The organism is Hyphomicrobium sp., assembly GCF_051860585.1.
In the GTDB taxonomy this organism is placed as follows: Bacteria; Pseudomonadota; Alphaproteobacteria; order Rhizobiales; family Hyphomicrobiaceae; genus Hyphomicrobium_C.
Window position 1 is genome coordinate 59,465 of sequence record NZ_JBHYDS010000012.1, and the last position, 26,012, is coordinate 85,476.

Here is a 26,012-nt window from a genome sequence, read left to right on the forward strand (position 1 = left end):
AGGGAGTGTTAGCGGCAGCGACGGCCGTGCGCAACGTCGTGGCGGCGAGCCAGCACGTCGTTATCCCGCCAGTTAGCGGATCGAAAGCTCCGCCACGCCGATCGCGAGGTTCAATCCGGTCTGTCCCTGGACGCTGAGCGGCTGCAGGACGATCGAATTGTTGGACCCGCCGACGAGCACCTTCGCCCCGCCTCCGACACCGATCGCGACGTCCGCGGTTGCGCCTGCGTAGTTGCCGGTGAGGCCGCGCGGTTCGATGGCGTCGGTCGATGCCAGCACGGTCCACACGATGACGCTGTTGTCGGTCACGCCGATGTCGAGGCCGATCTTGGTAATCGACGCCGCATAGTCTTCCGAATGCCGGCCGGAGGCGGATTCGTAGATGCACGAGTATTGCTTCTTCGACCCCAGCACGAGACCGATGCCGGAGCCGCCCGAGCAGGTCAGCGTGCCGGCACGGAGCTTCGCTTGCGCGTGCGCGGTTCCCGTCAGCAGCACGGCCGCCAAGGCCGCCAGCGTTGAGGCAGCGAGCGTTGTTGCAATTGGTTTCACGTGAGTCTCCCGATCGATCGTTGGGCGCCTACCCCCAACATGCGGCAATGAGCGTTGAACGAGTTTGCGGCGTAGGCCTTTGACCTTACTCAATGATCTTAAAGTATGGCGGCAGCCGGGCAAAGCAAGCGCGAACAGCCGGCAAGCTGAACCGGTAACCGTCTTTTCACGCCGCGCCCGGTCTCGCGTCTCTCTAAGAATGGCCGCCGCCGCTTGACGCCCGGCGACACGAGGCGGCGTCCGGGCTATAGGTTTAGGGTCCGCCGGTGACCATCGGCAAGCGTGCGGCGCGGAGTTCAACCATGTGGGGCGCACCCTTCGACTTCGATTTTCTCGAGCGTTTCAAGATTCCGCTCAAGAGGTATTCCTCCGGCGAGAAAATCTTCCTCGAGGAAGACCCGGGCGACTACATGTACCTCGTCATCGAGGGCAAGGTCAGTATCGTGACCTTCGGCACCGTGTTGGAGAACGTCGGGATGCACGGCATCTTCGGTGAGCTGGCGTTGATCGACAACGCCCCGCGCTCCGCCGCGGCGCTCGCGGCCGAGCCGACCGAACTCGCGCTGATCAATCGCGATACGTTTCTCGAACTCGTGCGGCACAACCCGGCGTTTTCGCTCTACGTCATGCGCCAGCTTGCAACGCGCATCCGGCGCATGAACAAGAGCCTCTGACGCGGATCGCCGTTGCGAGAGTTTAGCCCGCTGACAGGCGCTCGATCTGGGCGCCGCAGCGCGACAGCTTTTCTTCGAGCCGCTCGAACCCGCGGTCGAGGTGATAGACGCGATTGATCGTCGTCTCACCCTCGGCCATCAGGCCCGCGATCACCAGCGAGACGGACGCGCGCAGGTCGGTCGCCATGACGGGTGCGCCGCGCAGGTGTTTCACGCCGTTGATCGTCGCCGTGTCGCCGTGCAGTTTGATGTCCGCACCGAGACGCGCCAGCTCCTGCACATGCATGAAACGGTTTTCGAAGATCGTTTCGCGGATCACGCTCGTGCCCTCGGCGCGCGCCATGAGCGCCATGAGCTGTGCCTGCAGGTCGGTCGGAAACCCTGGGAATGGCTGCGTTTCCACGTCGACCGGCGCGAGGCCCGCACCATTACGCGTGATGCGCAGGCCGTCCTCGGTATCCGTCACGGTGGCGCCGGTGAGCGCCAGCGTCGCGAGGGCCGTCGACAGCAAGTCGCGCCGCGTGCCTTGCAGCACGACGTCGCCGCCCGTCGCCGCCACTGCAAACGCGAACGTGCCGGTTTCGATGCGGTCGGGCAGCACGGCATGCACTGCGCCCTCGAGGCGCGTCTTGCCCTGCACCCGTAGCGTCGAGGTCCCGATGCCGTCGATCTGGGCACCCATCTTGACCAGACAGTTGGCGACATCGCCGATCTCGGGCTCGCGCGCGGCGTTCTCGATCAGCGTCTCGCCCTTGGCCAGGGCGGCGGCCAGCAGCACGTTGTGCGTCGCGCCGACGGAGACTGTGGGGAAGATCACGTGGCCGCCGGTCAGCCCTTTCGGCGCGCGGGCGATCACATAGCCGGCATCGATCTCGATCTCGGCGCCGAGCGTCTTGAGGCCTTGGAGATGGAGGTCGACCGGCCGCGTGCCGATGGCGCAACCGCCCGGCAGTGACACCTTGGCCTGTCCCATGCGCGCGACCAGCGGACCCAGCACCCAGAAGGAGGCCCGCATGCGCGACACGAGTTCGTAGGGCGCGGTGGTGTCGGAGATGTCACGCGCGGTGAGGTGGAACGTCTCGCCGAGATGCGGCGTGCCGCCGGCTCGCTTGCCGTCGACGGCCAGATCCACGCCATGGTTGCGCAGGATGCGCGCCAGCAGGTTGACGTCCGCCAGGTTGGGCACGTTCTTCAGCGTCAACCGGTCGTCGGTCAGCAGCGACGCGATCATCAGCGGCAGCGCAGCGTTCTTCGCGCCTGAGATCGGGATCGATCCCTCGAGCCGCGCGCCACCGGTGATCTTGATGCGGTCCATGCGTGTCAGGCCCTTTTCGATGTTGGATCGTGGGGCCGATGTGCGCGTCGGGAGTGTCGCACGGTGCCGCCGTTGGATGTCGTGATCGAGATGACTAATCGGTCCCGGCTGGTCAACGCAATCGCTGTTCTTTGCCAAGTCACAACGGTTCGTCGTCGCTCCGCGGGTTTGCCGGGTCGATGGCGTCGTCGTCGGACGGTGCGTCTGTCCCCCCGCCTTGGGCTTTTCTCGCGCGCACCAAGGCTTTGCGGCGCGCGAGATTATCGCGCAGCGCCTTGGCGAGCCTGTCTTCCTTGGTGGGCGGGAGGGGCTGGCGCGGCTGTTTGGAGGTCATGGATAGCTGCATGGGACCTAAGAATTGGAACGGCGACCCTATCCCCGGCGAACGCGCAAAGCCAAGGACGGAGAGCGGATGCAACCTGTAATTGACATACGTACTGAGCACTAACCACCAATAGATATCACCTATCAGTTATCGGATCGTCATTGACAGGATTAAGGTTAACCGTCTTTGTGATGTTTTTGCAACCTGGCCGTGTCACGCGTCATGTGGGGGTGGTGGCAAAAGCTCGATCGCACTGTATGCCGCCGCCCTGGCGCGTGGCCTCTGATCGTTGCGGCCGTCGCGATCCACGTCCCTGGCCCCGCAGTGGCCAACTCCGAGCCTGCCCCCGCCCGCGAGCCTAGTAGCGGTCGCGAAATCTGGGCCGGTGCAGACCTTTCGTCCAATGTTTGGTTGCTGTATTCCGGCGTGACGCTAGCGCCGTGGAGCGGCATCCACGAGCCCGGTTTCCGCTTTCGCGCAGCGGGCGGTTATGGCGGCTACAGCTACGACCGCGAAGCGGAAAAAATTCCCGATCCGAACAATCCCCGCGCAACCCACCTCACGGCGCAAACCTACTTTGCTGACGTGCTGGTCGGCTACCTCGCGCGTTACGGCGAGCTGACGGCTAAGGCCTTCGTCGGTGCCGCAATCATCAGCCACGAAATTTCGCCCACTGACGAGGAAACGGTGGCCATCGGCGGAGAGGTGGGCATCAAGGGCGTTGTCGAGTTATGGCTGAACATCGGCGAGCGCGGATGGGGCTCGCTTGATGTGTCCTGGGCTTCGGCGCACGACACGCGCACGGCCCGTACACGGCTCGGCTATCGCGTCTGGCCTAAGCTGTCGGTTGGCCTCGAGGCCGGCATCAACCTCGACTCCCAGGGCGAATGCCGCATGCATGGCCCAGGCGCATCCGGCTGCAAATTGCCAGACGACACGGACGTCGATCGCGCCGAATTACTCGATTATGCCCGCGGCGGGGTCTTCGCCCGCTACGAGTGGGGCGCGAGTGAAGCATCCCTCGGGGTGGGTGTGCTCGGCGACAGCTTGGGCGATGACGGCACAGAACTGTCGCCGTACGTGACCGTGAACTGGCTGACCCAGTTCTGAAAAGTCCTCGACCCATTTTCGAGCGCCTCAACCACAAGTAGATGATCCGGCAGGCATAATCGACGCGTCGCCTGCCCGGTCTCTGGCCGACTCTCGCCACCTTGCGCCTTGACGCAGCCATATTTATTGGAAACAAACAAAACGAACATTCGTTTTGTTTCGTAGGGAACAGCCCTTATTGCAAGGCTCGTCGACAATCGGATCCCGGTCGGAAAGCGCTCAAATGCCCAAACTCAAACCCGAAACGCAACACGCGCGCCGCGCGCGCATTCTGGATGCCGCGGAGCAGTGCTTCGCGCGCTCCGGCTTCCATCGCTGCACGATGCAAGACATCTGCAGGGAAGCCGGCGTCAGCCCCGGCGCGCTCTATCTCTACTTCTCGTCCAAGGAGGAATTGATCGCCGGCATCGTCGAGCGCGACCGCGCCAAACTGGCCGCCAAACTGGCGGAGCTTTCGGACGCCCCGGATTTGTTGTCCGCGCTCTCGAAGCTCGGCGAGCACTACACCATCGAGGAGCCGCCCCATAAGCGGGTGCTCTGCATTGAGATCGGCTGCGAAGCGACCCGCAACCCGGCCGTGGGCGAAACGTTCCGGTCCGTCGATGAATTCTGCCGCCAGAACTTCGAGCAGATCTTCGAACGCGCCAAGCAGGACGGCAAGATCGCGCCCAAGTACGATGCACGCACGTTGGCCGAGGTGCTCTCGCTGCTGGGGGACGGGCTGTTCTGGCGCCGCGCCGTGGATCCCAACTTCGACGCGCTAAAAATGTTGCCCGTGATCGTCGGGCTCGTGAGCTCGCTCCTCAACCCGGTCGAACAACGCGCCGAAAGTTCGGCAGGCACGGCCTCACCCTCGCCCAATGCATCTGCCAAATCCGAGGCCGCCGAGTGAGCACCATGAAAAAGCGCGTCCTCATTCTTGGTTTGGCCCTGCTCGGCATCGCCCTGATGGCGCATCAGTCGGGCATGCTGGAGGCTTATCTCGCCAAGCCGCACGCGAAGCCGGAGACCGCGGCTGTCGAGAAGAACGCCGGGCCGCCGGCGCCTGCCGTTTCCGTCGTCAAAGCGGTCGAAGCCGACTTTGTCGAAACGGTGATGATCACGGGCTCCTTCGCGCCGCGCGAGGAAATCATCGTCGCTCCCGAAGTCGATGGCCTGCGCGTCCTCGAGCTGAAGGTGGAGGAAGGCGATCACGTCAAGAAGGGCGACATCCTCGCCATTCTCGTCACGGAGCAGCTCGAAGCCCAACTCGCCGCCAACGAAGCTTCCCTGGGCAGCGCCTCGGCGTCGATCGAACGCGCCAAGAGCCTGATCAACGAGATGGATGCCCGCGTCGCCGAGGCCAAGGCGCAGCTCGAACGCGCGCGCCCGCTGGCGAAATCGCAGTACATGTCCGAGAGCGTCCTCGATCAGCGCGAGTTGGCTGCCAAGTCCGCCGAAGCGCAGCTCGCATCCGCCAAGAGCGGGCTGGCCCAGGCCGAAGCCGAAAAAGTCCAGATCGAAGCGCAGCGTCGCGAACTGCAATGGCGTCTCGGCCGCGCCGAGGTCCGCGCTCCGGCCGACGGCCTCGTCAGCCGCCGTGGCGCACGCATCGGCGGTCTCGCGCTGGGCAACTCGTTTTCGGGCGGCGACCCCATGTTCCGCATCATCGAGAACGGTGAGATCGAGCTTAATGCCGAAGTGGCGGAAACGCATCTTTGGAAAGTGAAGCCGGGCCAAAAGGCGCGCGTCACGTCATCGAGCGGGAAGGAGGTCGAGGGAACGGTTCGCCTCGTCGCGCAGGAAGTCGACAAGGCGACGCGTCTCGGTCACGTCCGTATCTTCCTCGGCAACAACCCGGAACTCAAGGTCGGCGCCTTCGGGCGCGGCACCATCGAGACGGGCCGGGGCCGCGGCATCGCCGTGCCGCTCTCCGCCGTGCTCTATTCCGATGACGGGCCGAGCGTCCAGGTCGTCTCCGGCGGTAAGGTCGCGACGCACGCCGTCAAAACCGGACTTGAGACCGCCGGCATGATCGCCGTGACAGACGGCCTTGCGAGCGGCGACCTCGTCGTCGCCAAGGCCGGCACCTTCCTGCGCGATGGCGATGCCGTGCGCCCCGTCGAGCCCGATGCGGTCTTGAGCAGCCAAGGTCGGAACGATAGCGTGCGCGAGGCCACGCGATGAACATTTCAGCGTGGTCCATCCGCCACCCCGTTCCATCGCTGGTGCTGTTCCTCGTGTTGATGGTTCTCGGCCTCACGAGCTTCCAGTCTTTGCCCGTCACAAAGTTTCCGAACATCGACGTGCCGATCGTCCAGGCGCGCATCTATCAGTCCGGCGCCGCGCCTTCGGAACTTGAAACGCAAGTTACCAAGCGCGTCGAGGACGCCATCGCCGGCGTCAACGGCGTCAAGCACATCACGTCGGCGGTGACGGAAGGGTCCTCCGTGACGACGGTGGAATTCCGTCTCGAGATCGACCCGGATCGCGCCCTGAACGACATCAAGGACGCCGTGCAGCGCATTCGCACGGATCTGCCGCGCACCATCGAAGAGCCGGTTGTCACGCGCATCGAGATCGAAGGCCTGCCCATCGTCACCTACGCGGCGAGCGCGCCCGCCATGACGCCCGAGGAACTCTCGTGGTTCGTGGACGACACGCTGGTCCGCCTGCTGCAGGGCGTGAAGGGCGTGTCGGAGGTGAAGCGCATCGGCGGCGTGCTGCGCGAAATCCGCGTCAGCCTGGACCCGGACCGGCTGCTCGCCTATGGCATTACGGCTGGCGACGTCAATCGGCAGGTCCGCGCCTCGAACATCAACCTCGCGGGCGGACGAGGTGAGATTGCCGGCCGCGAGCAGGCCATTCGCACGCTTGCAAGCAAGCAGACGATGCTCGAGCTGGCCCAGACCGCCATCGCGCTACCGGGCGGCCGCAAGGTGCGCCTCGACCAGTTGGGCACGGTGACCGATGCCATCGAGGAGCCGCGCACCTACGCCAAGCTCGACGGCGAAAGCATCGTCGCGTTTTCGATTTCGCGCGCCAAGGGCGAGAGCGATACGGAGGTTGCCGCCGCCGCCGCCACCAAGATCGAGGAGATCAAGAAGCTTTACCCGGACGTCACGCTGAAGCGCATCGACAACACGGTCGACTACACCTTCGGTGTCTACCAATCGACGATGAAGACGCTGCTCGAAGGCGCGGTGCTGGCCATCGTCGTGGTGTTCATCTTTCTGCGCGATCTCCGCGCCACCATCATCGCCGCGATAGCCCTGCCGCTGTCGATCATCCCGGCGTTTTGGGCCATGGAGGCGATGGGGTTCTCGTTGAACCTCGTCAGCCTGCTCGCCATCACCATCGTGACGGGCATCCTGGTCGACGACGCGATCGTGGAAATCGAGAACATCGTCCGCCACATTCAGATGGGAAAATCGCCTTACCGCGCCTCGCTCGAGGCTGCCGACGAAATCGGCCTGGCGGTCATCGCCATCACGACGACGATCATCGCGGTGTTCACGCCGGTCTCCTTCATGGGTGGCATCGCGGGGCAATACTTTAAGCAGTTCGGCCTCGTCGTCGCCGCCGCCGTCTTCTTTTCGCTACTCGTCGCGCGCCTCATCACGCCTCTGCTTGCGGCCTATTTCATGCGCTCCCACGGCGCAGCGCCTGAGGAGAGCCGGCTGATGCGCCAGTACACGCGCATCGTCGGCTGGTCGGTGCGCCATCGCATCAAGTCGGTCGCGCTCGGCATCCTGATCTTCATTGCCTCGATCGGCAGCTTCTATCTCATACCGAAGGGCTTCATCCCGCAGGAAGACTCGGGCCGCATGCTGCTCGGCGTCGAGTTGCCGCCGGGCTCCAAGATCGGCGACACCGACAGCGCAACGACCGAAGTGGCCCGAAGGATCAATACGCGCGCCGACATCGAAAGCGTCTTCATCATCGGCGGCACGCTGCTCGGCGGCGGCGAGGAAGTCCGCAAGGCGACCCTGATCGTCACGCTGAAGCCGCGCGACCAGCGCAAGCTCAAGCAAAGCCAGATCCAGGAAGAAATCGGACGCAATCTCTCTGACATCGCCGATATCCGCACCTTCTTCATTGAGGATGACGGTCAGCGCCAGTTCCAGCTCGTCGTCACCGGGCGCGACGGCGAGGCCGTCACGAAGGTAGCCGCCGACCTCACGAGCCAGGCCAAGCGCATCCCGGCCCTGGTCAATGTCGTCTCGACCGCCGAGCTGGATCGCCCGGAGCTGCGCGTCTATCCGCGCTCGGACGTGGCGGCTGAGCTGGGCATCAACACTGAGGCGATTTCCGAGACCGTACGCATCGCCACCATTGGCGACATCGGCGCCAACCTCGCCAAATTCGACATCGGCGACCGCCAAGTCCCGATCCGCGTGCAACTGAAGGAGCGGGCGCGCGAGAGCCGCCAGCTTCTTGAGGAACTGAAGATCGCCACGACGTCGGGGGCCGCCGTGCCGCTCTCCACCGTCGCGACGTTCGCCTACGGCCAAGGCCCGACCGCCATCGACCGCTACGACCGCACGCGCCGCATCGTGCTCGGCGCCGGACTGGTGACGGGAACCCCGCTGGGCGACGCCGTCGATGCCGTGATGGCGCTCCCGGCCGCGCAGAACCTGCCCGCCGGCGTCGAGATCAAGCAGTTCGGCGCCGCCGAAGTGATGGGCGAGGTGTTCGAGAGCTTCGAGCAGGCCATGGGCGCCGGCCTGATGATGGTCTACGCCGTGCTCGTGCTGCTGTTTGCGAGCTTCCTGCAGCCGATCACGATCCTGTTCTCGCTGCCGCTCTCGATCGGCGGCGCGATTACCGCGCTCGCCATCACGGGCGACTCCATCAGCCTGCCCGTCGTCATCGGCGTGCTGATGCTGATGGGCATCGTCACCAAGAACGCGATCATGCTGGTGGACTTCGCGGTCGAGGAAATCCGCCGCGGAGTCGAGCGCAACGAGGCCATCATCGACGCAGGGCGCAAGCGCGCCCGGCCCATCATCATGACCACCATTGCCATGGTCGGAGGCATGCTGCCCTCCGCTCTCGCACTTGAATCAGGCGGCGAGTTCCGCGCGCCGATGGCCGTTGCCGTCATCGGCGGCCTGATCTCGTCGACGGTGTTGAGCTTGCTGTTCGTGCCGGCCGTGTTCGCCCTGATGGACGACCTCGCGAAGTGGATCTGGCACTTCTTTAGCGGCCAGATCGGCAGCGCCGACGAACCCGAGGAAACGGAACGCCTGCTCCCGCGCCCGAAGTCGCCGCACCCGGCGGAGTAACTCCGCGCCGCGACGAAGATCGCGCGGACAACGTCATGAAGAGCCCCGTGGCTTATTTCGCGGCCGGCTGCGCCGAAGCCGAGGCTTCATGGCGGAAGAAGGCGTCGACCCGCATGCCGGTGAGCAGCGGCGGCGTGCCGTCGAGCCCGATCAGAACTTCGAGGACCTCGACGTCATTCGGGCGGCGCGGCCCACGCGTGGTGATGCGCGGCGAGCCGAGTGCGGGCGCGACCTGTGTCACGACGCCCTCGAAATCCTTGTCCGGATAGCCGTCGGCGCGCACGACGACGCGCTGGCCGACCCGGATCTTCGTCACGTCGCGCTCTTCGACCTCGGCGCGCACGCGCATCGACGAGACATCGCCGAACAGCACGAGCGCCGCGTCATTCGAGGGGGCGCCCATTTCGCCGGTCTTTGCCCAGACGTTGAGAATGGTTCCGTCCAGCGGCGCGCGCACGCGCGTGCGATCGATGGCGTTTTCCACCTGCGCGAGATCGGTGCGGGCGACCAGCAACGAGGATTCGACGCGCGTCGGCAGCGGTTGGCCGGGTTTCGCGAGCACCGCCGCCAGGGCAGCCTCGTCGGCGCGCGCCTTCTTGGTCGCTTCAGTGAGCTTGTCGCGTGCGGGCTTTACGGAATTGTCGTCGCCGCCAGGACGCTTGCTGGCCACGTACGCGGAATCGAAGGCCTGCTGGGCCTGAAAGAGCGCCCGCTCGGACTCATTGAGCGCATCCTCGGCTTGCCGCCGCTCGAGTGCGGGGCCGGTGGCCTTTTCGTCGTCGCGTTCGAGCACGCGCACCAGGGCTTCGGACTGGGCCGCAATGAGTTTCTGAGCGAGGTCTCCGCCGTCGAGCGTCACCAGCACGTCGCCGGCTTGGACTTTGTCGTTGGTCGTCGCGCTGACCTCGACGATGCGACCTGGCACCTCGGCCGCGATGCGCACCTCGCCATCCTTCGGCTCCACGCGCCCGGTTGCGGATGCGGCCCACACCGGAGGCATTTTGCTTTCGCCGGCCGCGTAGGCGTTTCCGCCGGCCATGACCTGCGCGTCCGCGGTCAGCCGCGGGCTGAGCTGGTTCAGCATCACACTCGTTGCGATCGCGGCGACCGCGGCTGCGGTAACGGCCGAGAATGTAGGATCGAGCTTAAGCATTCGCTTTGCGCCTCTTTGTCAGGTCGGTAATTTCCGGTGCGTCGAGACCTTCCGGCCTGCGCTCCTCACCGACGATTAGGCCGTCCTCGATGCGCACGACACGGTCGGCGTATCCGAGGGTTCGGGGATCGTGGGTCACGGCCAGAACGCTGCGGTTCTGTTCCTTGGCGATGCGCGCCAGCAGCGCCATCACGGCGTGACCGTTTTCACTGTCGAGTGCGGCCGTCGGCTCGTCCGCGAGCACCACCGACGGCGAGGCCGCGATGGCGCGCGCAACCGCGACGCGCTGCTGCTCTCCGCCCGAAAGGTTGGACGGATAATTCCTGAGCCTGTTGCCGAGGCCGACCTCGCGAAGCACCTCTTCGGCGCGCGACGAAGCCTGGTAGCCCTTGTGGCCGATGACGTCGAGCGCGATGCGGACGTTCTCGAGCGCCGAAAGGGTCGGAAACAGATTGTAGGACTGGAAGATGAAGCCGATGTGCTTGCGCCGCAGTGCGGCCAGTTGCTCCGGACCCTTGCCCGCCACCTCTTCACCCGCGACGCGCACGATGCCGGACGTGGGCGTGAGAATGCAGCCGAGGATCGACAGCAACGTCGTCTTGCCGCTGCCGGACGGCCCCATCAGCAGCGTCAGCTCGCCCTTGACGAGGGAGAGGTTCACGCCCTTGAGCGCCACCACTTTGCCAGCGCCCTTGCCGAGCTCCTTGACGACGTTTTCTGCTTCGAGGACTGGGATCGTCATCTGCTGAACACCGTGGCTGGATCGATCTTCGTGACCTTGATGATCGCCGAGATCGCGGACACTGCCGACATGAAGAGCGTGAGACCGAAGAGAGCAGCCGCGAGCCCGGGGGTCATCACCAGCGGCAGCGGCGTGTTGCGGCTGATGTAGAGAATGCCGAGCGAGATCAGGATGCCGAGCACGTAACCGATCACGGCGCTGAGGCCGGCCTGCGCCAGGATCACCTTGTAGATGTAGCCCGAGGACGAGCCGAGCGCGCGCAGGGTCGCGAACTCGTTGAGATGATCCTTGGTGCTGGAATAGAGCGTCTGCGCCACGATCACCGTGCCGACGAGAATTCCGAGCAGCGCGCCGCCGATCAGCGCCAGGCCCGCACCGGTGCGGAACAGCCATTGGCGCAAGCTGCGGTCTTCGAACTCGCTCTTGGTGAGAACCTCGGCACCTTCGAGCCGGTTGCGAAGGTCCTGGCGGACGGCTTCGACATTGGCTCCGGGCTCGAGCTGCACGAGATAGAACGTCGCCTTGTCGCTGTCTGTCCCGAGCAGGCTTCTGGCCCGAGACAGCGTCGTGAAGACATAGGGCGACTGCGTGAACGAGCGAATGCGATGCGTCAGCGCGCGCACCTTGACGCGGCCCATGGCGATCTGCGCCGTGTCGCCGAGGCCATCGATGCCGAGTTCTTTGAAATAGGTATCGTCCGCCGAGATCGCGTCGGGGGCTTTGATGTCCTGCCAAGTGCCGGAAACGAGGGCCCAGGGTTCAAGTGCGCCGTCCTCCGCGTCCGTGCCGACGAGCACCACGCGGGTCGACCCGCCCTCCGGCTTGCGCCATTCCGCGAACGCGACGACCAGTGGTACGACGGCTTTCACGCCAGGCGTCGCGAGGGCCGAATGGCGCTCGCGGTTCGACAGCAGCATGCCGCCTTCCTCGAAGCTCTTGGCGCCGAACGCCGTGATCCAGAGGTCGCTGTTCGAGCGCTCGATCATGGCCGTGATCATCCGGCTCGAGCCGAGATACATGCCGAGCTGGATCGCAACCAGCACGATCGAGAACAGAATGCCGACCAGCGTCACGGCCAGCCGGATCCGATCGTGGAAGAGGTTACGGAACGCGAGAGTGAGAATCATGATCTCTAGAACCGATCGGGTTGCCCGGGACAGGGCGTGCGAGACAGGGCTGACGAGGACGTTGCGCGCCTGATGGATAAGCAGAAAACCGAACCGGGCCGCGCCGAAAAGCTTGCAGTACGATTACCGGCTCGATCCGACGGCACATCCCGGACTTATATGACCGCCTGTTGTGCCGGAATATAGGCTTAGAAAGTGTTGCGCACTACCCCCGGAGCGGAAAAGCTTTCAAATCAAAGTCCTGGGATAGAAAAATGGTAAGCGCTCGGAGCCCTTGATGTCCTACAGCTCTTGCCCGATAAGGGAATACTCGTGTTTTTGCCGCTTTTGATTGCAGTGTAGGCCTCCTGCGACGAAGAGACACCGTTCGGCGCAGGCGCTTTCAGTAAAGCCGCCAGATCAGCCATTAGGTCCCACATTCAGGTCCCCCATGAGACAGAGATTGATTGCCTTCGCTCGACCCGCCGCGCGGGCCGTTCCGGCGCTTATCGTTGGACTAGTCGCCCTCTCGACATCCAGTCAGGCCGCACGCCCCGAACTCGGCGTTTGGTATGACGACAGCGGCCAGGGCGCCGTTGAAATCCATATCTGTGCCGACAACGCGAACCGCCTCTGCGGCCGCATCGTCTGGCTCAAGGATCCCTTGAATGCCGAGGGCGTTGCCAAGCACGACCGCTACAATCCGAAGCCGGAAAATCAGAACCGCCCGATCTGCGGCCTGCAGATCCTCGGCAACCTGGGCCTGATGAGTGACGGCGGCTTCGACGGCGGCTGGATCTACGATCCGAAGGTCGGCAAGTCCTACAGCTCGGCGCTCGTGTTGTCCGGGAACGATCAGTTGACCGTGACGGGCTACCTCGGCGTCAAGATGCTCGGCAAGTCGTTCACGTGGCGCCGCGCGCCGAGCGATCTGCCTCGCTGCGAAGGCGCCCCGCCTAAGGCTTGAAGCGCCCCGCCTAACGGATCGAAAAAAGAAAACCGGCCGGTACGCGATGTACCGGCCGGTTTTTTTATGCGTGAAGGTGAAATTCGAAAGATGCGGCCGCTTTATTCTGCGACACCGGATCCTTTAATAAGGCGCGAAACCGCGGCCTTTTCCTCGATACCGCGGGTCAGTCGCTGCACGAACTCGACCGTACGGTCGACGACGAGCGAACGCTGCCGGTCGAGCGTTACCATGTGATAGCTGTCATCGAGCACCGTCACCTCGACGGTCCCGCCGAGCTTGCGCTGCAGCTTGAACGCGTTCGAGAGGTCGCTCTGGTCGTCGTGGCGCGGATGGAAGACGCACGCGTGCTGCGGGATCTCGCCGAGCCTGCGGCGCACGTCGCGCGCCAGCGCCTTGAATTCCCAAACCAGCCCGCCGCCGCGTCCGAACAGATCCTCGAGCGGACGTCCGTCGCTCTTGAAGCTGTCGATCACGAATTTGCGGATGCGCTCGTCCTTGATGCCGAAAGGCGCGCGCTGCTGCAGGCGCATGAGCGACGCGACCCACTTGTGGTAGACGAGCTTGAAGAAAATGAAGTGCTTCGGAATGGCCCAGCCGTTCGGCCAGATCGTGGGCGCAAACAGCAGCAGGCCGTCGACGTCCTTGGCGCGCTCGCGGGCGAGCCGCAGCGCAAGCATCGAGCCTGCGGAAATGCCGCCGACGATCACGACGTCGCAATGCGCTTTGAGTTCGTCGTGGGCCTCTTCGAGAGCCGAATACCAATCCTGCCAGGACGACAATCCGGACGTATCCGTGCCGCCGCCAAGTCCCGGAACAAGCGGGCAATAGACAGTATGACCCTGGCGAGCGATCCCCTGCGCGACGAACCTTAATTCGACGGGATTTCCGCCGAGGCTATGCACCAAAAGCACGCCGACGCGGCCGCCCGGAATAACCAAGCTGCCCCGAAAGGCATTGAATTTTTCTTTCTTATTCATGCAGTTAGGATTTACCCGCTGAGTTACCCGCCAAAAGGAAATAAAGCCGATTAATTGGGAAATGCCAAGTAGAGAGTTGACATCTCATTAATCACGCACGCGAAATGCAGCCTATGTTTCCCCTCTACGTCGTCGTTATTGTCGGCGTGCCAAAAGATTGATCGAAGTGTATCTCCGTTAGGCAGGCCGTGAAGTTCCTCACGGCACCCGTCAGATTTTCGGTCCAACCTTCGGCATGTCGCCGGCGACGAGAATTCAATTCGACGGTTTGATTTCCCGCCGCTGCTTCGCGACCGCTCCAGCGGTTCGGTCGGTCAGCCTGATGGCTCCGGCATCACCGCAGGCCTTTACCTGCAACTCCCATGGCGCCGTTGGCTATGGGGCTATCGGTCGCAACATAAAGTCGACAATCTGCGTCTGCGCTTGCACTGTCACATTCATGTAACTTCTCAATGTGCAAAGCAGCGCACGCCTACGCTGCAAGGCCCGAATGCGTACTCGTCCCCGGGGATGGCAAAAATGTGACTGACGCGCGATGGCGCAAGCTGATGATCGGTTGGCAGCTCATGGAAATGAGGGCGCGAATAGGTCTGGGTTGCTTTGTTTTTCTTGGCGGGAGAAAGAAACATCGGCGCTTTTTTCAGCGCCATGTCAGATTGACGCACCCGCCTGATGTCTGAGCCACAGTGGCGGTGCGTTGCTCGTCGGCATCGTCTCTCGTGACCGCTGAGACATCCCCCGTGACCATCGTGCAGCGCGGAGGGGGCAGCGCTGACACAGCAAAGGCTTTCCGAAATGTCACTGTGCCCAAAAAGTCCGAGCGATTATAGTGAACGGAATGAGAGTGCCGAGGCTCGTACAACGGCGGCCCTGACAGGCCGTCAAAGGAACCGCAGCGATGAGACCGTGGAGTTGTCGTTGACCGGGTTCCTGCGCCCCACCTGTACGGCGATCCTCGTCCTGGCCTTCGGAGCGCGCGACATCGTCCCGGCGTTCGCGGCCACGCCCATGACGCGGGCCGATTACGAAGCCTGCCAAGCCTCCGATGAAGCCGGCTTCCGCCGTGCCATTGAAACGCTGTCGCTGAAGACCCTGCAGGAAGGGCTCAAGACCGTCGATTACCGCGCGCTCGTCGACGGACAGTGGCGGCGCCAGGGCATGGATGACCTCCTCGCCAAGCGCGTCGACGCGGCGATTGAAGAAGTGCGCAGCGAAACAAGCTGGGCGGGCCTCGCCCAAACGCTCATCAACTCCGAAAAAGCGCAGGCGATATCGACCGCCGTCGCCGAGCGCGTCTATCGCTCGGACGCGATGAAAACCGCCATCGAAAGCCTCGTCACAGGCGTGGGCAACGATGTCGGCCGCACGCTCGAGCTTGCCAGCACCGACGCCGTCGCCCCGTCGCTCGAATGCCTGCGCGCGTTTCTCGGCAACCGGTACGGCTCGACCGTGACCGGCATCGTATCCGCCGATGTCGAGCACGACTTCGGCATCAAGCCGTCGGCGGGACGCGCCACCATCTCTTCGGGCGCCGTCGTTTCGCAATCCAGCGAAGGCATCGCCGGCGCCGCTCTGCTACTGGTGCGCCGCCAGCTTGCCAACATCGCGGCCCGCCTCGGCCAGCGCTTGGCCGGCAGCATCGTCGCGCGATTGGTCTCGGTCGCGGCCGGCGGCGTGGGCCTCGTGCTTGTCGCCAAGGATATCTGGGAGCTGCGCAACGGCGTCCTGCCCATCATCTCCGACGAAATGAAGTCCGATGCCACCAAGAGCATGGTCAAGGACGAGCTGGCCAAGTCGATTGGCGAGCAGATCGGCGCGCACCTGAACGAGATCGCGGCGAAGTCGGCCGATCGCGTCATGGAAATCTGGCAGACGTTCCGCAAGGCGCATCAGGCGGCGCTCGATCTCGCGGCGAGAAATGAGGCCTTCCGCAAATTCCTGGACACGGTGAAGCCCGAGCAGCTCGCGCGCCTCGATGAGGTCGTGGCCCTCAGCCTCGCATCGGGCGGCGAGGCGGCCGTGCTGACGCGACTTGAGGACGGCACGCTCAACGAAGCCGTCCGCTTCATGCCGGAAACGTCGATGACGATCGCCCGCGATACGCGATCGATCGATGCGGCGCTCGGCTGGCAGGCCTTGGCCGGTGAGCAGCTTCCCAAGGTAATCGAGCACGAGATCTACCGGCACGCGGCGCCGCAAGGCTTCACGCGCCAGACATTGGGCACGTTGCTCGCTCTCGGCGATCATGTCGCGATTACGCGGCTGGCGTCGCTGGCGCCGGACTCGCGCGATCGCCTGCTGGGCCTTCCCTCGGCTGACCTCAAGCGGCTCGCGACGAGCGTTTCCAAGGCGGAATTGGAGACCCTGTCCCGCTATCTGGATGGGCTCAGCCCGCAGACCCGCAGCCGCATCCTGGCCGAAGTGGCGGCCACGCCGGGCAAGATGCAGGACCTGGCCGGCCCGCGCGTTCGCGACGCCGTGCTCGCGAGCCGGGATCAGGCACGCGCCGTCGACATGCTGTTGCGCGATGGCAGCGGCGGCGCGGCCGCCATCCTCGATGACGCGAAGGCCGCGTGGGAAGGGCAGATCGCGCCGATCCTGATCTGGGAAAAGCATCCGCTCGTGGTGGCGGCCCTCGGCTTGGCTGTCCTCATGCTGCTGTTGCTGGTCCGTCGCCTGTTCCGCCCGCGCCGTCCCGCCGGCCCGGCGCAAACGCCTGCCTGACGCGCGCAGCGCTTCGCCCGCAATTGACGGGCTAAGCCCCGCCCCATAGTTTGCGCGCTCGATTGATTTGCCGCCAAACTCGAAGGCCCTCCCGATGTCCGACGCCATAAGCGATCCAGCCCTTGCCGCCCTCGCGGAGGCCAAGGCATGGCCGTTCGAGGAAGCGCGCCGTCTGATCGTCCGTCTCGACAAGATGAAAGCCGCCGACAAGGTCGTGATGTTCGAGACCGGCTACGGGCCATCCGGCCTGCCGCACATCGGCACCTTCGGTGAGGTCGCCCGCACGAGCATGGTGCGCCACGCCTTCAATGTGTTGACGGAAGGCCGCCGCACGACACGTCTCATCTGCTTCTCGGACGACATGGACGGCCTGCGCAAAGTGCCGGACAACATGCCGAACAAGGCGATGCTGACGGCGCACCTCGACCAGCCCCTGACGCGCGTGCCAGATCCGTTCGGCAAGTTCGAAAGCTTTGCCCATCACAACAACGCCATGCTGCGGGCCTTCCTCGACCGCTTCGGCTTCGAGTACGAATTCTACTCCGCGACCGCCTGCTACACCTCCGGCGCCTTCGACGCGACGCTGCTGCGCATGCTGGAAGTCTACGACAAGGTGATGGAGATCATTCTCCCGACGCTCGGGCCTGAGCGGCGCGCCACGTATTCGCCGTTCCTGCCCGTCTGCCCCCGCACCGGACGCGTGCTTCAGGTGCCGATGATCGAGCGCAACCCGAAGGCTGGCACCATCGTCTATCTCGATCCGGAAACCGGAGAGAAGGTCGAGACGCCCGTCACCGGCGGCCGCGTCAAATGCCAGTGGAAGGCGGATTGGGCGATGCGTTGGGTCGCGCTCGGCATCGACTATGAAATGGCCGGCAAGGACCTGATCGATTCCGTGACGCTCTCGTCCAGGATCTGCCGCGCGCTCGGCGGCGCCCCGCCGGAGGGCTTCAACTACGAGCTGTTCCTGGACCAGAACGGCGAGAAGATCTCGAAGTCGAAGGGCAACGGGCTCACGATCGACGATTGGCTCACGTACGCCTCGCCCGAGAGCCTGTCGCTTTACATGTTCCAGAAGCCGAAGTCGGCGAAGAAGCTGTACTTCGAGGTCATCCCGCGCGCCGTCGACGAGTACCTCCAGCTGCTCGCGGCCTACCCGCGCCAGGAGGGAAAGGCGCGGCTCGACAACGCCGTCTGGCACGTCCACAGCGGTTCGCCGCCCACGGGCGAGATTCCGATCACGTTTGCGCTGCTGCTCAATCTCGTCGCGGCCTCGAACGCCGAGGACAAGTCCGTGCTCTGGGGCTTCATCCGCCGCCATCTGCCGGATGCGACGCCCGAAGCCTATCCCCTGCTTGACCAGCTCGCCGGCTACGCGGTGAGTTACTATGCCGACTTCGTAAAGACGAAGAAGCGCCACCGCCCCGCCGACGAGGTGGAGCGCGCGGCCCTGGCTGCGTTGTCGGAGGCCCTGGCCAAGGCTCCGGCGGACGCGAGCGCGGAAGACCTTCAGGCGCTGCTCTACGATATCGGCCGCGCCGTGCCGCGCTACCAGGATTTCGAGGCCAAGACCGCAACGCCCGAAAAGCCGGGCGTCTCGAATGCATGGTTCAACAGCATCTACGAAATCCTGCTCGGCGAGAGCAAAGGTCCGCGCTTCGGCTCGTTCATCGCGCTCTACGGGATCGCCGAAACGCGCGCCTTGATCGCGGCAGCTCTCAATGGCGATCTGGTCTCGGCTGAAGCAAAGGCGTCTTGATTGCGCGCAAGACGACTAGAGCTTGATCTCCCAGTCGTTGAATAGGATGCCGATCATCTCCTCGGTGCGTTCGAGGATGCGCGCGGGTGTCCAGGCTGGCGCGTCGGCCAGCCGCCGTGCCGATACGAAGTGCGATTGTGCCAGAATTTTCCGCTTGGTCTCCCAGTCGAGCGTCGCCAGCTTCTGGTTCTCGGCCGGCGACACGAGCGCGAGATTGCCGAGCCGGTGAGAGTAGTTCCGCACGGCCCGCGCATTGGGAAACGCACCGGCCCATCCGCTCTTCGATGAGAAGCTGCGCGGCAGAACGTGCTCGAGCGTGAGCGTGTTTTTCTCGATCGGCCCCGGATCCTGCCCGAGCGACAGGCAGATGCGCCGCAGCACGCGCCCGCAGTAGTGCTTCGCGTCGAACGTCGTGCTGCGCAGGTTGGAAAGCGCGCCTTCGCGCAGTGCGCCGGTCACCTCGAGCTCGCGCATTTTCGCGACGTCCTCCGTCCGGTCGATCTCGCCGAGCAGGTTGATGATCCGATTGTACTGTTTCGTCGGATCGTAGCCCGCGATCTTCATCATCCAGACGAGCCGGTCGAGGCGCTTGAAGAACAACGCCGTCTGGACGTCGGTGCGCGGACGCTGCAGCCACAGCAGGGCGGGGGGCACCCAGAGCTGCGGGTCGATCCAGCTCAGCCGTTCGGTATAGGCGCGGACGACCGGGTCCGTCCCCCTGCGCAGATCCGCAAGCCGCGCGGCCGCCGGGTGAAGATCATTGCGCAGGAAGGAAAGGCAGGCGCCGGGTTTGTTGAAGCCATAGCTCTCCGCGATGTCGCTTTCGACGGGCTTGCCGCTCTGCTTGCGCTTTTTCAGCGTTCGCAGATGCCCGAGCAGCGCGTGCATGTCGTCGGGACCGATCATAGCCTCGCACGCGCTCCAGATCGACTGCGACTCGGCCCGCTCTTCGGCCCTCACGATGGCGAAAAGACGGAACTTCGCCCGGTCGGCCTTTGTGAAGTCGACGCGCGTCTCCTCCTCGGTCTTGAGGAAGTTCCAGGCCTCCTCGACGTCCTCGACCGATGAGACGATGACGCAGCATTTATCGGCGAGGTACCCGACGAGTGCCTGCCGGATTTCCGGCGTGTAATCGCTGGATGAAAGCTCGGCCCGCAGGTGGTCTCGATTGTCGATCACGTTGCGCTCCGTTTCGGAGAGGGCGTCCAGATCCTCGTCGGGATCGAGCGATGTCCCGCCCGGCGCTTGCACGAAGCGGTCGCAGGTCACCGCCATCGCATCCTGGGGCGTAAGCCGCAGCGTCGTGCCGCGAATGAAGCTGCCCAACAGCTCCTGCCGGAGGGGATCGCTTTCAAGGTCGCGCAACACGGCAAAAAGGATGGTCAGCGACATGACGCGCTGATGTCCGTCCACCAGTGCGGTTTCCGCTTCGCCCGTCTTCCGCGCCACCATCAGCTTGCCGAGGAAGTAGCCGCGTTCTCCGCCGCCCTCGCGCATGGCTGCGACGATGTCGGTCAGTAGGCGGCCGATTTCGGCGGTTTGCCACGCATAGGCGCGCTGGAAGTAGGGAAGCCTGAACTGGTAAGCCTCTGAAAACAGAGTTCTGAGCGGAACGACGCTGACTGAAATCCGTTCGTGCACGCGGGGACGCCCTTGTCTTGGAAATAGTGTCTTGCGAGTTCGTGATAGCTCAGCGGGCCGTCGCCATTGAGCGCCGTCCGCAATTGAAAGCCTGCAATCGGAGTTAGGATTGAGATGAAGAGCGGGGCGAGATCACGCCCGCGTCAGTGTTATAAGTCCCGCGCGTTCAAAGCCGTCGATGCAAGCGCAAAAAATTGCGCTCGAGTGATCTGAGTGTATACGAAGGGGACGGCGGCACGAGGATATTAATTCACGATACGACGAAAGCGCGTCGCAATGTGTCGAACAAACCGCGTCGGCGGGCGGAGAGTGAATTCGGATGAGCGCAGAGAAACTAATTTTTAAGATTGTCGCACGCGAGGCCTGGGCCGCGGCACGCCGCGACGGGAATTTCAAAGGCTCGCCCGACGACGAGCGCGATGGCTACATTCACTTGTCCGCGCCGGCGCAGGTCCACGGCACGGCGAAGAAGTACTTCAGAGGAATGGAGAACCTCCTGCTGGTTGCCTTCGACGAGGCGGCTCTTCCCGGTCTGGTCTGGGAACCGGCGCGCGGAGGCGATCTCTTCCCGCATCTCTATGCACCCTTGCCGACGGCGGCCGCGCTGTGGGAGAAGCCGCTGGCGCTTGCTCCCGACGGCGAGCCGATCATTCCTCAGGATGTGCTGGCGTGCTGAACGCGCTCTCAATTCTCGCTCGCCCGATGCTGCTCGCGCTCGAGCCGGAGGCGGCGCATGAGCTGACGCTTCGTACCCTGGAGCTGGGTCTCTACCCCCGGCCGCCATCGCCTGCCGCCCGCTCACTGGAAGTTGCGCTGTGGGGCCTGACGTTTCCCAATCCCCTCGGCATCGCGGCCGGCTTCGATAAGGACGCCCGCGTACCGGATGCGGTTTTGGGTCTCGGCTGCGGGTTCGCGGAGATCGGAACCACGACGCCGAAGGCGCAGCCGGGCAATCCCGCGCCGCGCGTGTTCAGGCTGGTGTCCGAAAAAGCGGTGATCAACCGCCTTGGCTTCAACAACGCGGGCCATGCGGCCGCACTGGCCCGGCTGCGCGCGCGCGCGCCGCGCGGTATCGTCGGCGTCAACATCGGCGCCAACAAGGACAGCGCCGACCGGATCGCGGATTACGTCGCGGGCCTGGACGCATTCTATGACGTCGCCAGCTACTTCACCGTGAACATCTCGTCGCCCAACACGCCAGGCTTGCGCGACCTCCAGTCTCCAGAGGCGCTCGACGCGCTGCTGTCCCGCATCATGGCGGCGCGGGATGCGAAGATCGCAGAGGGCCGTCCGAGCCGCCCCGTCGTCGTCAAGTTCGCGCCCGACATCGCTCAAGAGGACGTCGCGGAGATCGCGGCCGCTCTGCTGCGTCACCGCGTCGATGGCATCGCCGTCTCGAACACGACACTTGCCCGCCCCGGAGCCGCTGGCCCGACCGCCGCAGAAGCCGGCGGACTGTCCGGCCGTCCGTTATTTTGTCGCGCAACTGTCATGCTGGCGCGCGTGTATCGGGCCACCGGAGGCCAAGTACCGCTGATCGGCATTGGCGGCATCGACAGCGGGGAGACCGCACTCGCCAAGATCGAGGCGGGGGCAACGCTGCTCCAGCTCTACACGGGGTTGATTTACGAGGGTCCCGGACTGATCGCCCGCATCCACGCGCATCTCGCCAAGGCCTGCGCCGGCCGGGGCGTCACGTCCATCGCGCAGCTTACGGGCGCCCGCTCCGAAGAGTGGGCCGCCAAGCCGCTGGACTGAGAACGCCTACTCGGATTTAGACCGCGACGCGCTTGTCACCCGCGCGATCAGCCAGATGGGCACCACGACCAGCGCGCCGAGCAGCATATATTCGAGCACCCACTCGACCGCGCCAAATCCGAGGTCGTAGATGTTGTGTAAGAGTTCGTTGATGCGCTGGAAGAAATTGCTGAGGTCGATGCCGAGCGCCTTCATCACGATCCCGACCACGATCGAAATCAGCGCGAGGCGAAGCAGCACCCCGAACGGGTTTCCGCCAAAAATCGTGTTACGGTCCATGCAGTCGGGATCCATCCATTGCGGGCCGGCTTTAACGGCCTCGTGGTGCAGTGAAAATCGAACGGCCAAGCCCCTTTAACATAGGGGCCGCCCGGCCGCGAAGGAAGTCTGAGGCGCGTGCGTGGCGTAAAGGAGAAGGCGAAACGGGCCTCGGCCGATCCCAAACGGCGGGCCACGGCGCCGCGCGCCGTCAAAGCCATGCCGCCTCGCGCCCTCAAAGCCGCGCCGCCGCGCGCCGTCGAAACAACGCTCCCGGCCCCGTTCGACGCCTGGTTCGCGCGCCGGGGATGGGTTCCGCGCGCCCATCAGCTCGCCCTGCTCGCCAAGGCCGTGGACCGCCGCTCGACGCTGCTGGTCGCCCCCACCGGCGCGGGTAAAACGCTCGCCGGCTTCTTGCCCACCTTGGTTGCCCTGGAAAAACAGCCGCGCCGCCGCTCCAACGACGCCGGGAGCGGCCTCCACACGCTCTACATCTCGCCGCTCAAGGCGCTGGCCGAGGACATCGCCCGCAATCTCGTCGTCCCGGTCACGGAAATGGGCCTGCGCGTCTCGATCGAGACGCGCTCCGGCGACACCAGCGTCGCCCGCCGCGCCCGCCAGCGCACCCGTCCGCCGCACATCCTGCTGACGACGCCGGAGCAGATCGCTCTGATGCTGGCGAGCCCGGACGCGTCCTATGTCTTCGGCTCGCTCGACACGATCATCCTCGACGAACTGCATGCCCTGGCGCCGTCGAAGCGGGGCGACCTGCTGTCGCTCGGACTGGCCCGCCTCCACACTCTCTCTCCCGGCCTGATGACGATCGGCCTGTCCGCGACCGTCGCCCGCCCGAGCGAGCTGCTCAGCTACCTGCTGCCGCAGACCATGCCCGACGACCGGCGCATGATGGCCGATCTCGTCGTAGCCGGCGGCGGCGCTGCTCCCGTCATCGACATCCTGGAAATCGAGGAGCCCGTACCCTGGGGCGGGCACTCCGCCCGCTACGCCATGCACGAGATCTACCGCGCCATCGCCGCCCACCGCACGACGCTGGTGTTCGTCAACACGCGCATGCAGGCGGAACTCGTGTTCCAGGAGCTTTGGGACCTCAATGAAGAATCGCTCCCCATCGCGCTCCATCACGGCTCGCTCGACAAGACGCGCCGCCAGAAGGTGGAGCAGGCGATGACGGAAGGCCGCCTGCGCGCGGTCGTCGCCACTTCCACGCTCGATCTCGGCATCGACTGGGGCGACGTCGATCTCGTCGTCAACGTCGGCGCGCCCAAGGGAGCCTCGCGGCTGACGCAGCGCATCGGCCGCGCCAACCATCGGCTCGACGATCCTTCTGCTGCGCTGCTGGTCCCGGCCAATCGCTTCGAGGTGCTGGAGTGCCGCGCCGCCCTCGATGCCGCCATGGCCGGCGAGCAGGACACGACGATTGCGCGCTCGGGAGCACTTGATGTGCTCGCCCAGCACGTCATGGGCACGGCCTGCAACGGCCCGTTCGATCCGGACGCCTTGTTTCGCGAGGTTCGCGCCGCGACGCCCTACGCCGGTCTCACGCGCGACCGCTTCGACCGCGTCGTCGATTTCGTCGCTACCGGCGGCTACGCGCTGAAGTCCTACGAGCGCTTCGCGCGCCTGCGCCCGACGGACGACGGGAAATTGCGCCTCGCCCACCCCTCTCTGGCGCGCCTGTATCGCATGAACGCCGGCACCATCGTCGAGGCGCCGATGATCAAGGTGCGCCTCGTCGGGCAGCGCCGCGGTCGCCGCGGAGGTAAGACCGGCACGCCGCGTCCACTGATGGGCGGGCGCGTCCTCGGCGAGGTGGAGGAATACTTCGTCGAGCAGCTTTCGCCCGGCATGACCTTCGTGTTCGCGGGCGAAGTGCTCCGCTTCGAGGGCATGGAGGAAACCGAAGCCTATGTCACCCGCGCGCCGGGCGCGGACGCCATGATCCCGAGCTACGCCGGCGGCAAGTTCCCGCTCTCGACGCACCTCGCCCAACGCGTTCGCGCGATGCTGGCCAGCCCGAAGCAGTGGGCGAGCCTGCCCGCGCCCGTCGCCGAATGGCTGGGCCTGCAGCAGGATGTGTCCCAGCTGCCGGGCGTCGACGACGTCCTGATCGAAACGTTTCCGCGCCGCAGCAAGCATTTCATGATCATCTATCCGTTCGAGGGCCGCTTAGCGCATCAGACCCTCGGCATGTTGCTCACGCGCCGCCTGGAACGCGCAGGCGCCCGCCCGCTCGGCTTTGTCGCCAACGACTACGGCCTCGCCGTCTGGGGGCTCGCCGATCTGGGCCGGCACATTGCGGAGAGATCGCTCGACCTCGCGGAGCTTTTTTCCGAGGACATGCTGGGCGACGACCTCGAATCCTGGCTTGCCGAAAGCAGCCTGATGCGCCGCACGTTCCGCACGGTGGCCGTCATCGCCGGGCTGATCGAGCGCCGTCATCCGGGGCTCGAGAAGAGTGGCCGCCAGATCACGGTCTCAACGGACCTGATCTACAACGTGCTCCGCCGCCATGATCCCGGCCATATTTTGCTCGAAGCGGCATGGGAGGACGCAGCCACAGGGCTGTTGGATATCGTCCGTCTGGGACAATTCCTGGCCCGCGTCCGTGGACGAATCAGGCATCAACCATTGGATAGGGTGTCGCCGCTTTCGGTGCCGATCCTGCTCGAAATCGGAATTGAGCCGGTCGGACGCGTGGCGCGAGAGGATATCCTCCGGGAAGCGGCTGCCGAACTGATCGCAGACGCGATGCGGACGGGGAACGGGGAGAGCACGTGAGAAGCGCGACACAGCGGCTCGAACTCAAGCCAGAACGTCTCGACGTGGGCGAGTTCAGCCGCCAGCCCATTTCGATTGCCAGCCGCTCCTTCGTCGCCGATGTCTCGGGCGCGCTCTACTGGCCCGCCGAGGACGCGTTGATCGTGGCCGATCTCCATCTGGAGAAAGGCTCGTTCTTTGCGTCGCGTGGGAGCCTTCTCCCGCCCTACGACACGGCCGCCACTCTGGAACGTCTTGCCGCTACGCTCGATGCCTATTCCGCGTCCACGGTCATCTGCCTCGGCGACAGCTTCCACGACGGCCGCGCCGAGGAGCGCATGTCCGCCCGAGATCGCGAAACGCTCGCGATCCTGCAGGAAGACCGCACCTGGATCTGGCTTAACGGCAACCATGATCCGAAGATCGCGGCTTGCTTCGGCGGCCGCGTGCTGTCGGAGATCACGGTCTCGGGTATCACCTTCCGCCATGAGCCGACCGCGAGCCCGGTGACGCACGAGATCGCGGCCCATCTCCATCCCGCCGCGCGCGTCTCGTACCATGGCCACGTCATCCGCCGGCCGTGCTTCGTCGCCAACGGCAATCGCCTCGTCATGCCGGCCTTCGGCACCTACGCGGGCGGCCTTAACGTCCTCGACGACGCCTTCGCGCCGCTGTTCGGAAACGATGGTCTCTCCGTGCTCGTTTTGGGTCAGGAGGGCCTGTACCCGATCGCCGCCCGTCTTCTGAAAGAAGACTAAACGAAGAGAGCCTTCTGAAAGAAGACTAAACGCCAGAGAGACTTCTGAAAGAAGACGAGGTTCAATGAGTCTTCTGAAAGAGGATTGAGTACGGCTTTCGCAGCACGTCTTTCGCCCTGAGGTTGCGAGCAGTTCTCTTGATTCC

General features: G+C 64.7%; 22 protein-coding genes. 12 read left to right on the forward strand and 10 right to left on the reverse strand.

The genetic code is table 11. The features are described from left to right. Positions 1 to 72: 72 nt before the first annotated feature. Positions 73 to 552, reverse strand: coding sequence for a DUF992 domain-containing protein (locus ACTIFK_RS16895; RefSeq protein WP_439544180.1), 480 nt, complete (start codon positions 550 to 552; stop codon positions 73 to 75). Between the two features lie 302 nt (positions 553 to 854). Between ACTIFK_RS16895 and ACTIFK_RS16900 the strand changes: the two genes are divergently transcribed. Beyond that, a complete protein-coding gene (locus tag ACTIFK_RS16900) occupies positions 855 to 1,226 on the forward strand; it encodes a Crp/Fnr family transcriptional regulator (RefSeq protein ID WP_439544181.1) in 372 nt (123 codons plus the stop codon). 22 nt (positions 1,227 to 1,248) lie between these two features. On the opposite strand, the gene murA is transcribed toward ACTIFK_RS16900, so the two are convergent. Beyond that, on the reverse strand, positions 1,249 to 2,541 hold the full coding sequence (gene murA / locus ACTIFK_RS16905; protein WP_439544182.1) for a UDP-N-acetylglucosamine 1-carboxyvinyltransferase: 1,293 nt from the start codon (positions 2,539 to 2,541) through the stop codon (positions 1,249 to 1,251). Between the two features lie 139 nt (positions 2,542 to 2,680). Then, positions 2,681 to 2,875, reverse strand: a complete 195-nt coding sequence (locus ACTIFK_RS16910) for a hypothetical protein (protein ID WP_439544183.1) — start codon at positions 2,873 to 2,875, stop codon at positions 2,681 to 2,683. Between the two features lie 213 nt (positions 2,876 to 3,088). On the opposite strand from ACTIFK_RS16910, the gene bcsS reads away from it, so the two are divergent. The 4 genes from bcsS (at position 3,089) to ACTIFK_RS16930 (ending at position 9,243) form a co-directional block, all read left to right on the forward strand. After that, positions 3,089 to 3,976, forward strand: a complete 888-nt coding sequence (gene bcsS / locus ACTIFK_RS16915; protein WP_439544213.1) for a cellulose biosynthesis protein BcsS — start codon at positions 3,089 to 3,091, stop codon at positions 3,974 to 3,976. Between the two features lie 223 nt (positions 3,977 to 4,199). Beyond that, positions 4,200 to 4,868 carry a TetR/AcrR family transcriptional regulator gene (locus ACTIFK_RS16920; RefSeq protein ID WP_439544184.1) on the forward strand — a complete coding sequence of 223 codons (669 nt, stop codon included), beginning with the start codon at positions 4,200 to 4,202 and terminating at the stop codon, positions 4,866 to 4,868. 5 nt (positions 4,869 to 4,873) lie between these two features. Continuing rightward, positions 4,874 to 6,142, forward strand: coding sequence for an efflux RND transporter periplasmic adaptor subunit (locus ACTIFK_RS16925; protein WP_439544185.1), 1,269 nt, complete (start codon positions 4,874 to 4,876; stop codon positions 6,140 to 6,142). Continuing rightward, a complete protein-coding gene (locus ACTIFK_RS16930; protein ID WP_439544186.1) occupies positions 6,139 to 9,243 on the forward strand; it encodes an efflux RND transporter permease subunit in 3,105 nt (1,034 codons plus the stop codon). Before ACTIFK_RS16925 ends, ACTIFK_RS16930 begins: the two co-directional genes overlap by 4 nt. A 52-nt stretch (positions 9,244 to 9,295) precedes the next feature. Here ACTIFK_RS16930 and ACTIFK_RS16935 read toward each other — a convergent pair whose 3' ends face one another. Genes ACTIFK_RS16935 through ACTIFK_RS16945 form a run of 3 tightly spaced genes read right to left on the reverse strand, consistent with a single transcriptional unit; the run spans position 9,296 to position 12,265 of the window. Continuing rightward, positions 9,296 to 10,396, reverse strand: coding sequence for an HlyD family secretion protein (locus tag ACTIFK_RS16935; RefSeq protein ID WP_439544187.1), 1,101 nt, complete (start codon positions 10,394 to 10,396; stop codon positions 9,296 to 9,298). Next, on the reverse strand, positions 10,389 to 11,138 hold the full coding sequence (locus ACTIFK_RS16940) for an ABC transporter ATP-binding protein (RefSeq protein ID WP_439544188.1): 750 nt from the start codon (positions 11,136 to 11,138) through the stop codon (positions 10,389 to 10,391). The genes ACTIFK_RS16935 and ACTIFK_RS16940 overlap by 8 nt, the downstream gene beginning before the upstream one ends. Next, the gene (locus ACTIFK_RS16945) at positions 11,135 to 12,265 is read right to left on the reverse strand and encodes an ABC transporter permease (RefSeq protein ID WP_439544189.1); all 1,131 of its coding nucleotides are present in this window, start codon (positions 12,263 to 12,265) and stop codon (positions 11,135 to 11,137) included. The genes ACTIFK_RS16940 and ACTIFK_RS16945 overlap by 4 nt, the downstream gene beginning before the upstream one ends. 430 nt (positions 12,266 to 12,695) lie before the next feature. On the opposite strand from ACTIFK_RS16945, the gene ACTIFK_RS16950 reads away from it, so the two are divergent. Then, entirely contained in the window at positions 12,696 to 13,211 is a 516-nt protein-coding gene (locus tag ACTIFK_RS16950) for a DUF2147 domain-containing protein (protein WP_439544190.1), read from the forward strand. Positions 13,212 to 13,312: 101 nt separating this feature from the next. Here ACTIFK_RS16950 and ACTIFK_RS16955 read toward each other — a convergent pair whose 3' ends face one another. After that, positions 13,313 to 14,191, reverse strand: a complete 879-nt coding sequence (locus ACTIFK_RS16955; protein WP_439544191.1) for an alpha/beta hydrolase — start codon at positions 14,189 to 14,191, stop codon at positions 13,313 to 13,315. Positions 14,192 to 14,640: 449 nt separating this feature from the next. Beyond that, positions 14,641 to 14,841, reverse strand: coding sequence for a hypothetical protein (locus tag ACTIFK_RS16960; protein WP_439544192.1), 201 nt, complete (start codon positions 14,839 to 14,841; stop codon positions 14,641 to 14,643). 268 nt (positions 14,842 to 15,109) lie between these two features. On the opposite strand from ACTIFK_RS16960, the gene ACTIFK_RS16965 reads away from it, so the two are divergent. Further along, the gene (locus tag ACTIFK_RS16965; protein WP_439544193.1) at positions 15,110 to 16,915 is read left to right on the forward strand and encodes a hypothetical protein; all 1,806 of its coding nucleotides are present in this window, start codon (positions 15,110 to 15,112) and stop codon (positions 16,913 to 16,915) included. Positions 16,916 to 17,009: 94 nt separating this feature from the next. Further along, the gene (locus tag ACTIFK_RS16970; protein ID WP_439544194.1) at positions 17,010 to 18,674 is read left to right on the forward strand and encodes a lysine--tRNA ligase; all 1,665 of its coding nucleotides are present in this window, start codon (positions 17,010 to 17,012) and stop codon (positions 18,672 to 18,674) included. Between the two features lie 15 nt (positions 18,675 to 18,689). On the opposite strand, the gene ACTIFK_RS16975 is transcribed toward ACTIFK_RS16970, so the two are convergent. Next, positions 18,690 to 20,315: a DUF262 domain-containing protein gene (locus ACTIFK_RS16975; RefSeq protein ID WP_439544195.1), complete on the reverse strand. Its 1,626-nt coding sequence runs from the start codon at positions 20,313 to 20,315 to the stop codon at positions 18,690 to 18,692. A 319-nt stretch (positions 20,316 to 20,634) separates the two neighbouring features. Between ACTIFK_RS16975 and ACTIFK_RS16980 the strand changes: the two genes are divergently transcribed. Together ACTIFK_RS16980 and ACTIFK_RS16985 are read left to right on the forward strand one after the other, a co-directional pair. Further along, on the forward strand, positions 20,635 to 20,991 hold the full coding sequence (locus tag ACTIFK_RS16980; RefSeq protein ID WP_439544196.1) for a DUF952 domain-containing protein: 357 nt from the start codon (positions 20,635 to 20,637) through the stop codon (positions 20,989 to 20,991). Beyond that, a complete protein-coding gene (locus ACTIFK_RS16985; protein WP_439544197.1) occupies positions 20,985 to 22,073 on the forward strand; it encodes a quinone-dependent dihydroorotate dehydrogenase in 1,089 nt (362 codons plus the stop codon). Before ACTIFK_RS16980 ends, ACTIFK_RS16985 begins: the two co-directional genes overlap by 7 nt. Before the next feature lie 6 nt (positions 22,074 to 22,079). Here ACTIFK_RS16985 and ACTIFK_RS16990 read toward each other — a convergent pair whose 3' ends face one another. Next, the gene (locus ACTIFK_RS16990) at positions 22,080 to 22,352 is read right to left on the reverse strand and encodes a DUF6460 domain-containing protein (protein WP_439544198.1); all 273 of its coding nucleotides are present in this window, start codon (positions 22,350 to 22,352) and stop codon (positions 22,080 to 22,082) included. Positions 22,353 to 22,550: 198 nt separating this feature from the next. On the opposite strand from ACTIFK_RS16990, the gene ACTIFK_RS16995 reads away from it, so the two are divergent. Continuing rightward, positions 22,551 to 25,130: a ligase-associated DNA damage response DEXH box helicase gene (locus tag ACTIFK_RS16995; RefSeq protein ID WP_439544214.1), complete on the forward strand. Its 2,580-nt coding sequence runs from the start codon at positions 22,551 to 22,553 to the stop codon at positions 25,128 to 25,130. Then, on the forward strand, positions 25,127 to 25,867 hold the full coding sequence (pdeM, locus tag ACTIFK_RS17000) for a ligase-associated DNA damage response endonuclease PdeM (protein WP_439544199.1): 741 nt from the start codon (positions 25,127 to 25,129) through the stop codon (positions 25,865 to 25,867). Before ACTIFK_RS16995 ends, pdeM begins: the two co-directional genes overlap by 4 nt. Positions 25,868 to 26,012 lie beyond the last annotated feature (145 nt).

Bases quoted from the DNA above. Each gene is read 5' to 3' on its own strand.
- bcsS (WP_439544213.1), top strand. From the start codon at position 3,089: ATGTGGGGGTGGTGGCAAAAGCTCGATCGCACTGTATGCCGCCGCCCT.
- ACTIFK_RS16925 (WP_439544185.1), top strand. From the start codon at position 4,874: ATGAAAAAGCGCGTCCTCATTCTTGGTTTGGCCCTGCTCGGCATCGCC.
- ACTIFK_RS16935 (WP_439544187.1), bottom strand. From the start codon at position 10,396: ATGCTTAAGCTCGATCCTACATTCTCGGCCGTTACCGCAGCCGCGGTC.
- murA (WP_439544182.1), bottom strand. From the start codon at position 2,541: ATGGACCGCATCAAGATCACCGGTGGCGCGCGGCTCGAGGGATCGATC.
- ACTIFK_RS16990 (WP_439544198.1), bottom strand. From the start codon at position 22,352: ATGGACCGTAACACGATTTTTGGCGGAAACCCGTTCGGGGTGCTGCTT.
- ACTIFK_RS16900 (WP_439544181.1), top strand. From the start codon at position 855: ATGTGGGGCGCACCCTTCGACTTCGATTTTCTCGAGCGTTTCAAGATT.
- ACTIFK_RS16980 (WP_439544196.1), top strand. From the start codon at position 20,635: ATGAGCGCAGAGAAACTAATTTTTAAGATTGTCGCACGCGAGGCCTGG.
- ACTIFK_RS16940 (WP_439544188.1), bottom strand. From the start codon at position 11,138: ATGACGATCCCAGTCCTCGAAGCAGAAAACGTCGTCAAGGAGCTCGGC.
- ACTIFK_RS16950 (WP_439544190.1), top strand. From the start codon at position 12,696: ATGAGACAGAGATTGATTGCCTTCGCTCGACCCGCCGCGCGGGCCGTT.
- ACTIFK_RS16930 (WP_439544186.1), top strand. From the start codon at position 6,139: ATGAACATTTCAGCGTGGTCCATCCGCCACCCCGTTCCATCGCTGGTG.
- ACTIFK_RS16955 (WP_439544191.1), bottom strand. From the start codon at position 14,191: ATGAATAAGAAAGAAAAATTCAATGCCTTTCGGGGCAGCTTGGTTATT.
- ACTIFK_RS16945 (WP_439544189.1), bottom strand. From the start codon at position 12,265: ATGATTCTCACTCTCGCGTTCCGTAACCTCTTCCACGATCGGATCCGG.
- ACTIFK_RS16960 (WP_439544192.1), bottom strand. From the start codon at position 14,841: ATGGCGCTGAAAAAAGCGCCGATGTTTCTTTCTCCCGCCAAGAAAAAC.
- ACTIFK_RS16910 (WP_439544183.1), bottom strand. From the start codon at position 2,875: ATGACCTCCAAACAGCCGCGCCAGCCCCTCCCGCCCACCAAGGAAGAC.
- ACTIFK_RS16920 (WP_439544184.1), top strand. From the start codon at position 4,200: ATGCCCAAACTCAAACCCGAAACGCAACACGCGCGCCGCGCGCGCATT.
- ACTIFK_RS16970 (WP_439544194.1), top strand. From the start codon at position 17,010: ATGTCCGACGCCATAAGCGATCCAGCCCTTGCCGCCCTCGCGGAGGCC.
- ACTIFK_RS16995 (WP_439544214.1), top strand. From the start codon at position 22,551: ATGCCGCCTCGCGCCCTCAAAGCCGCGCCGCCGCGCGCCGTCGAAACA.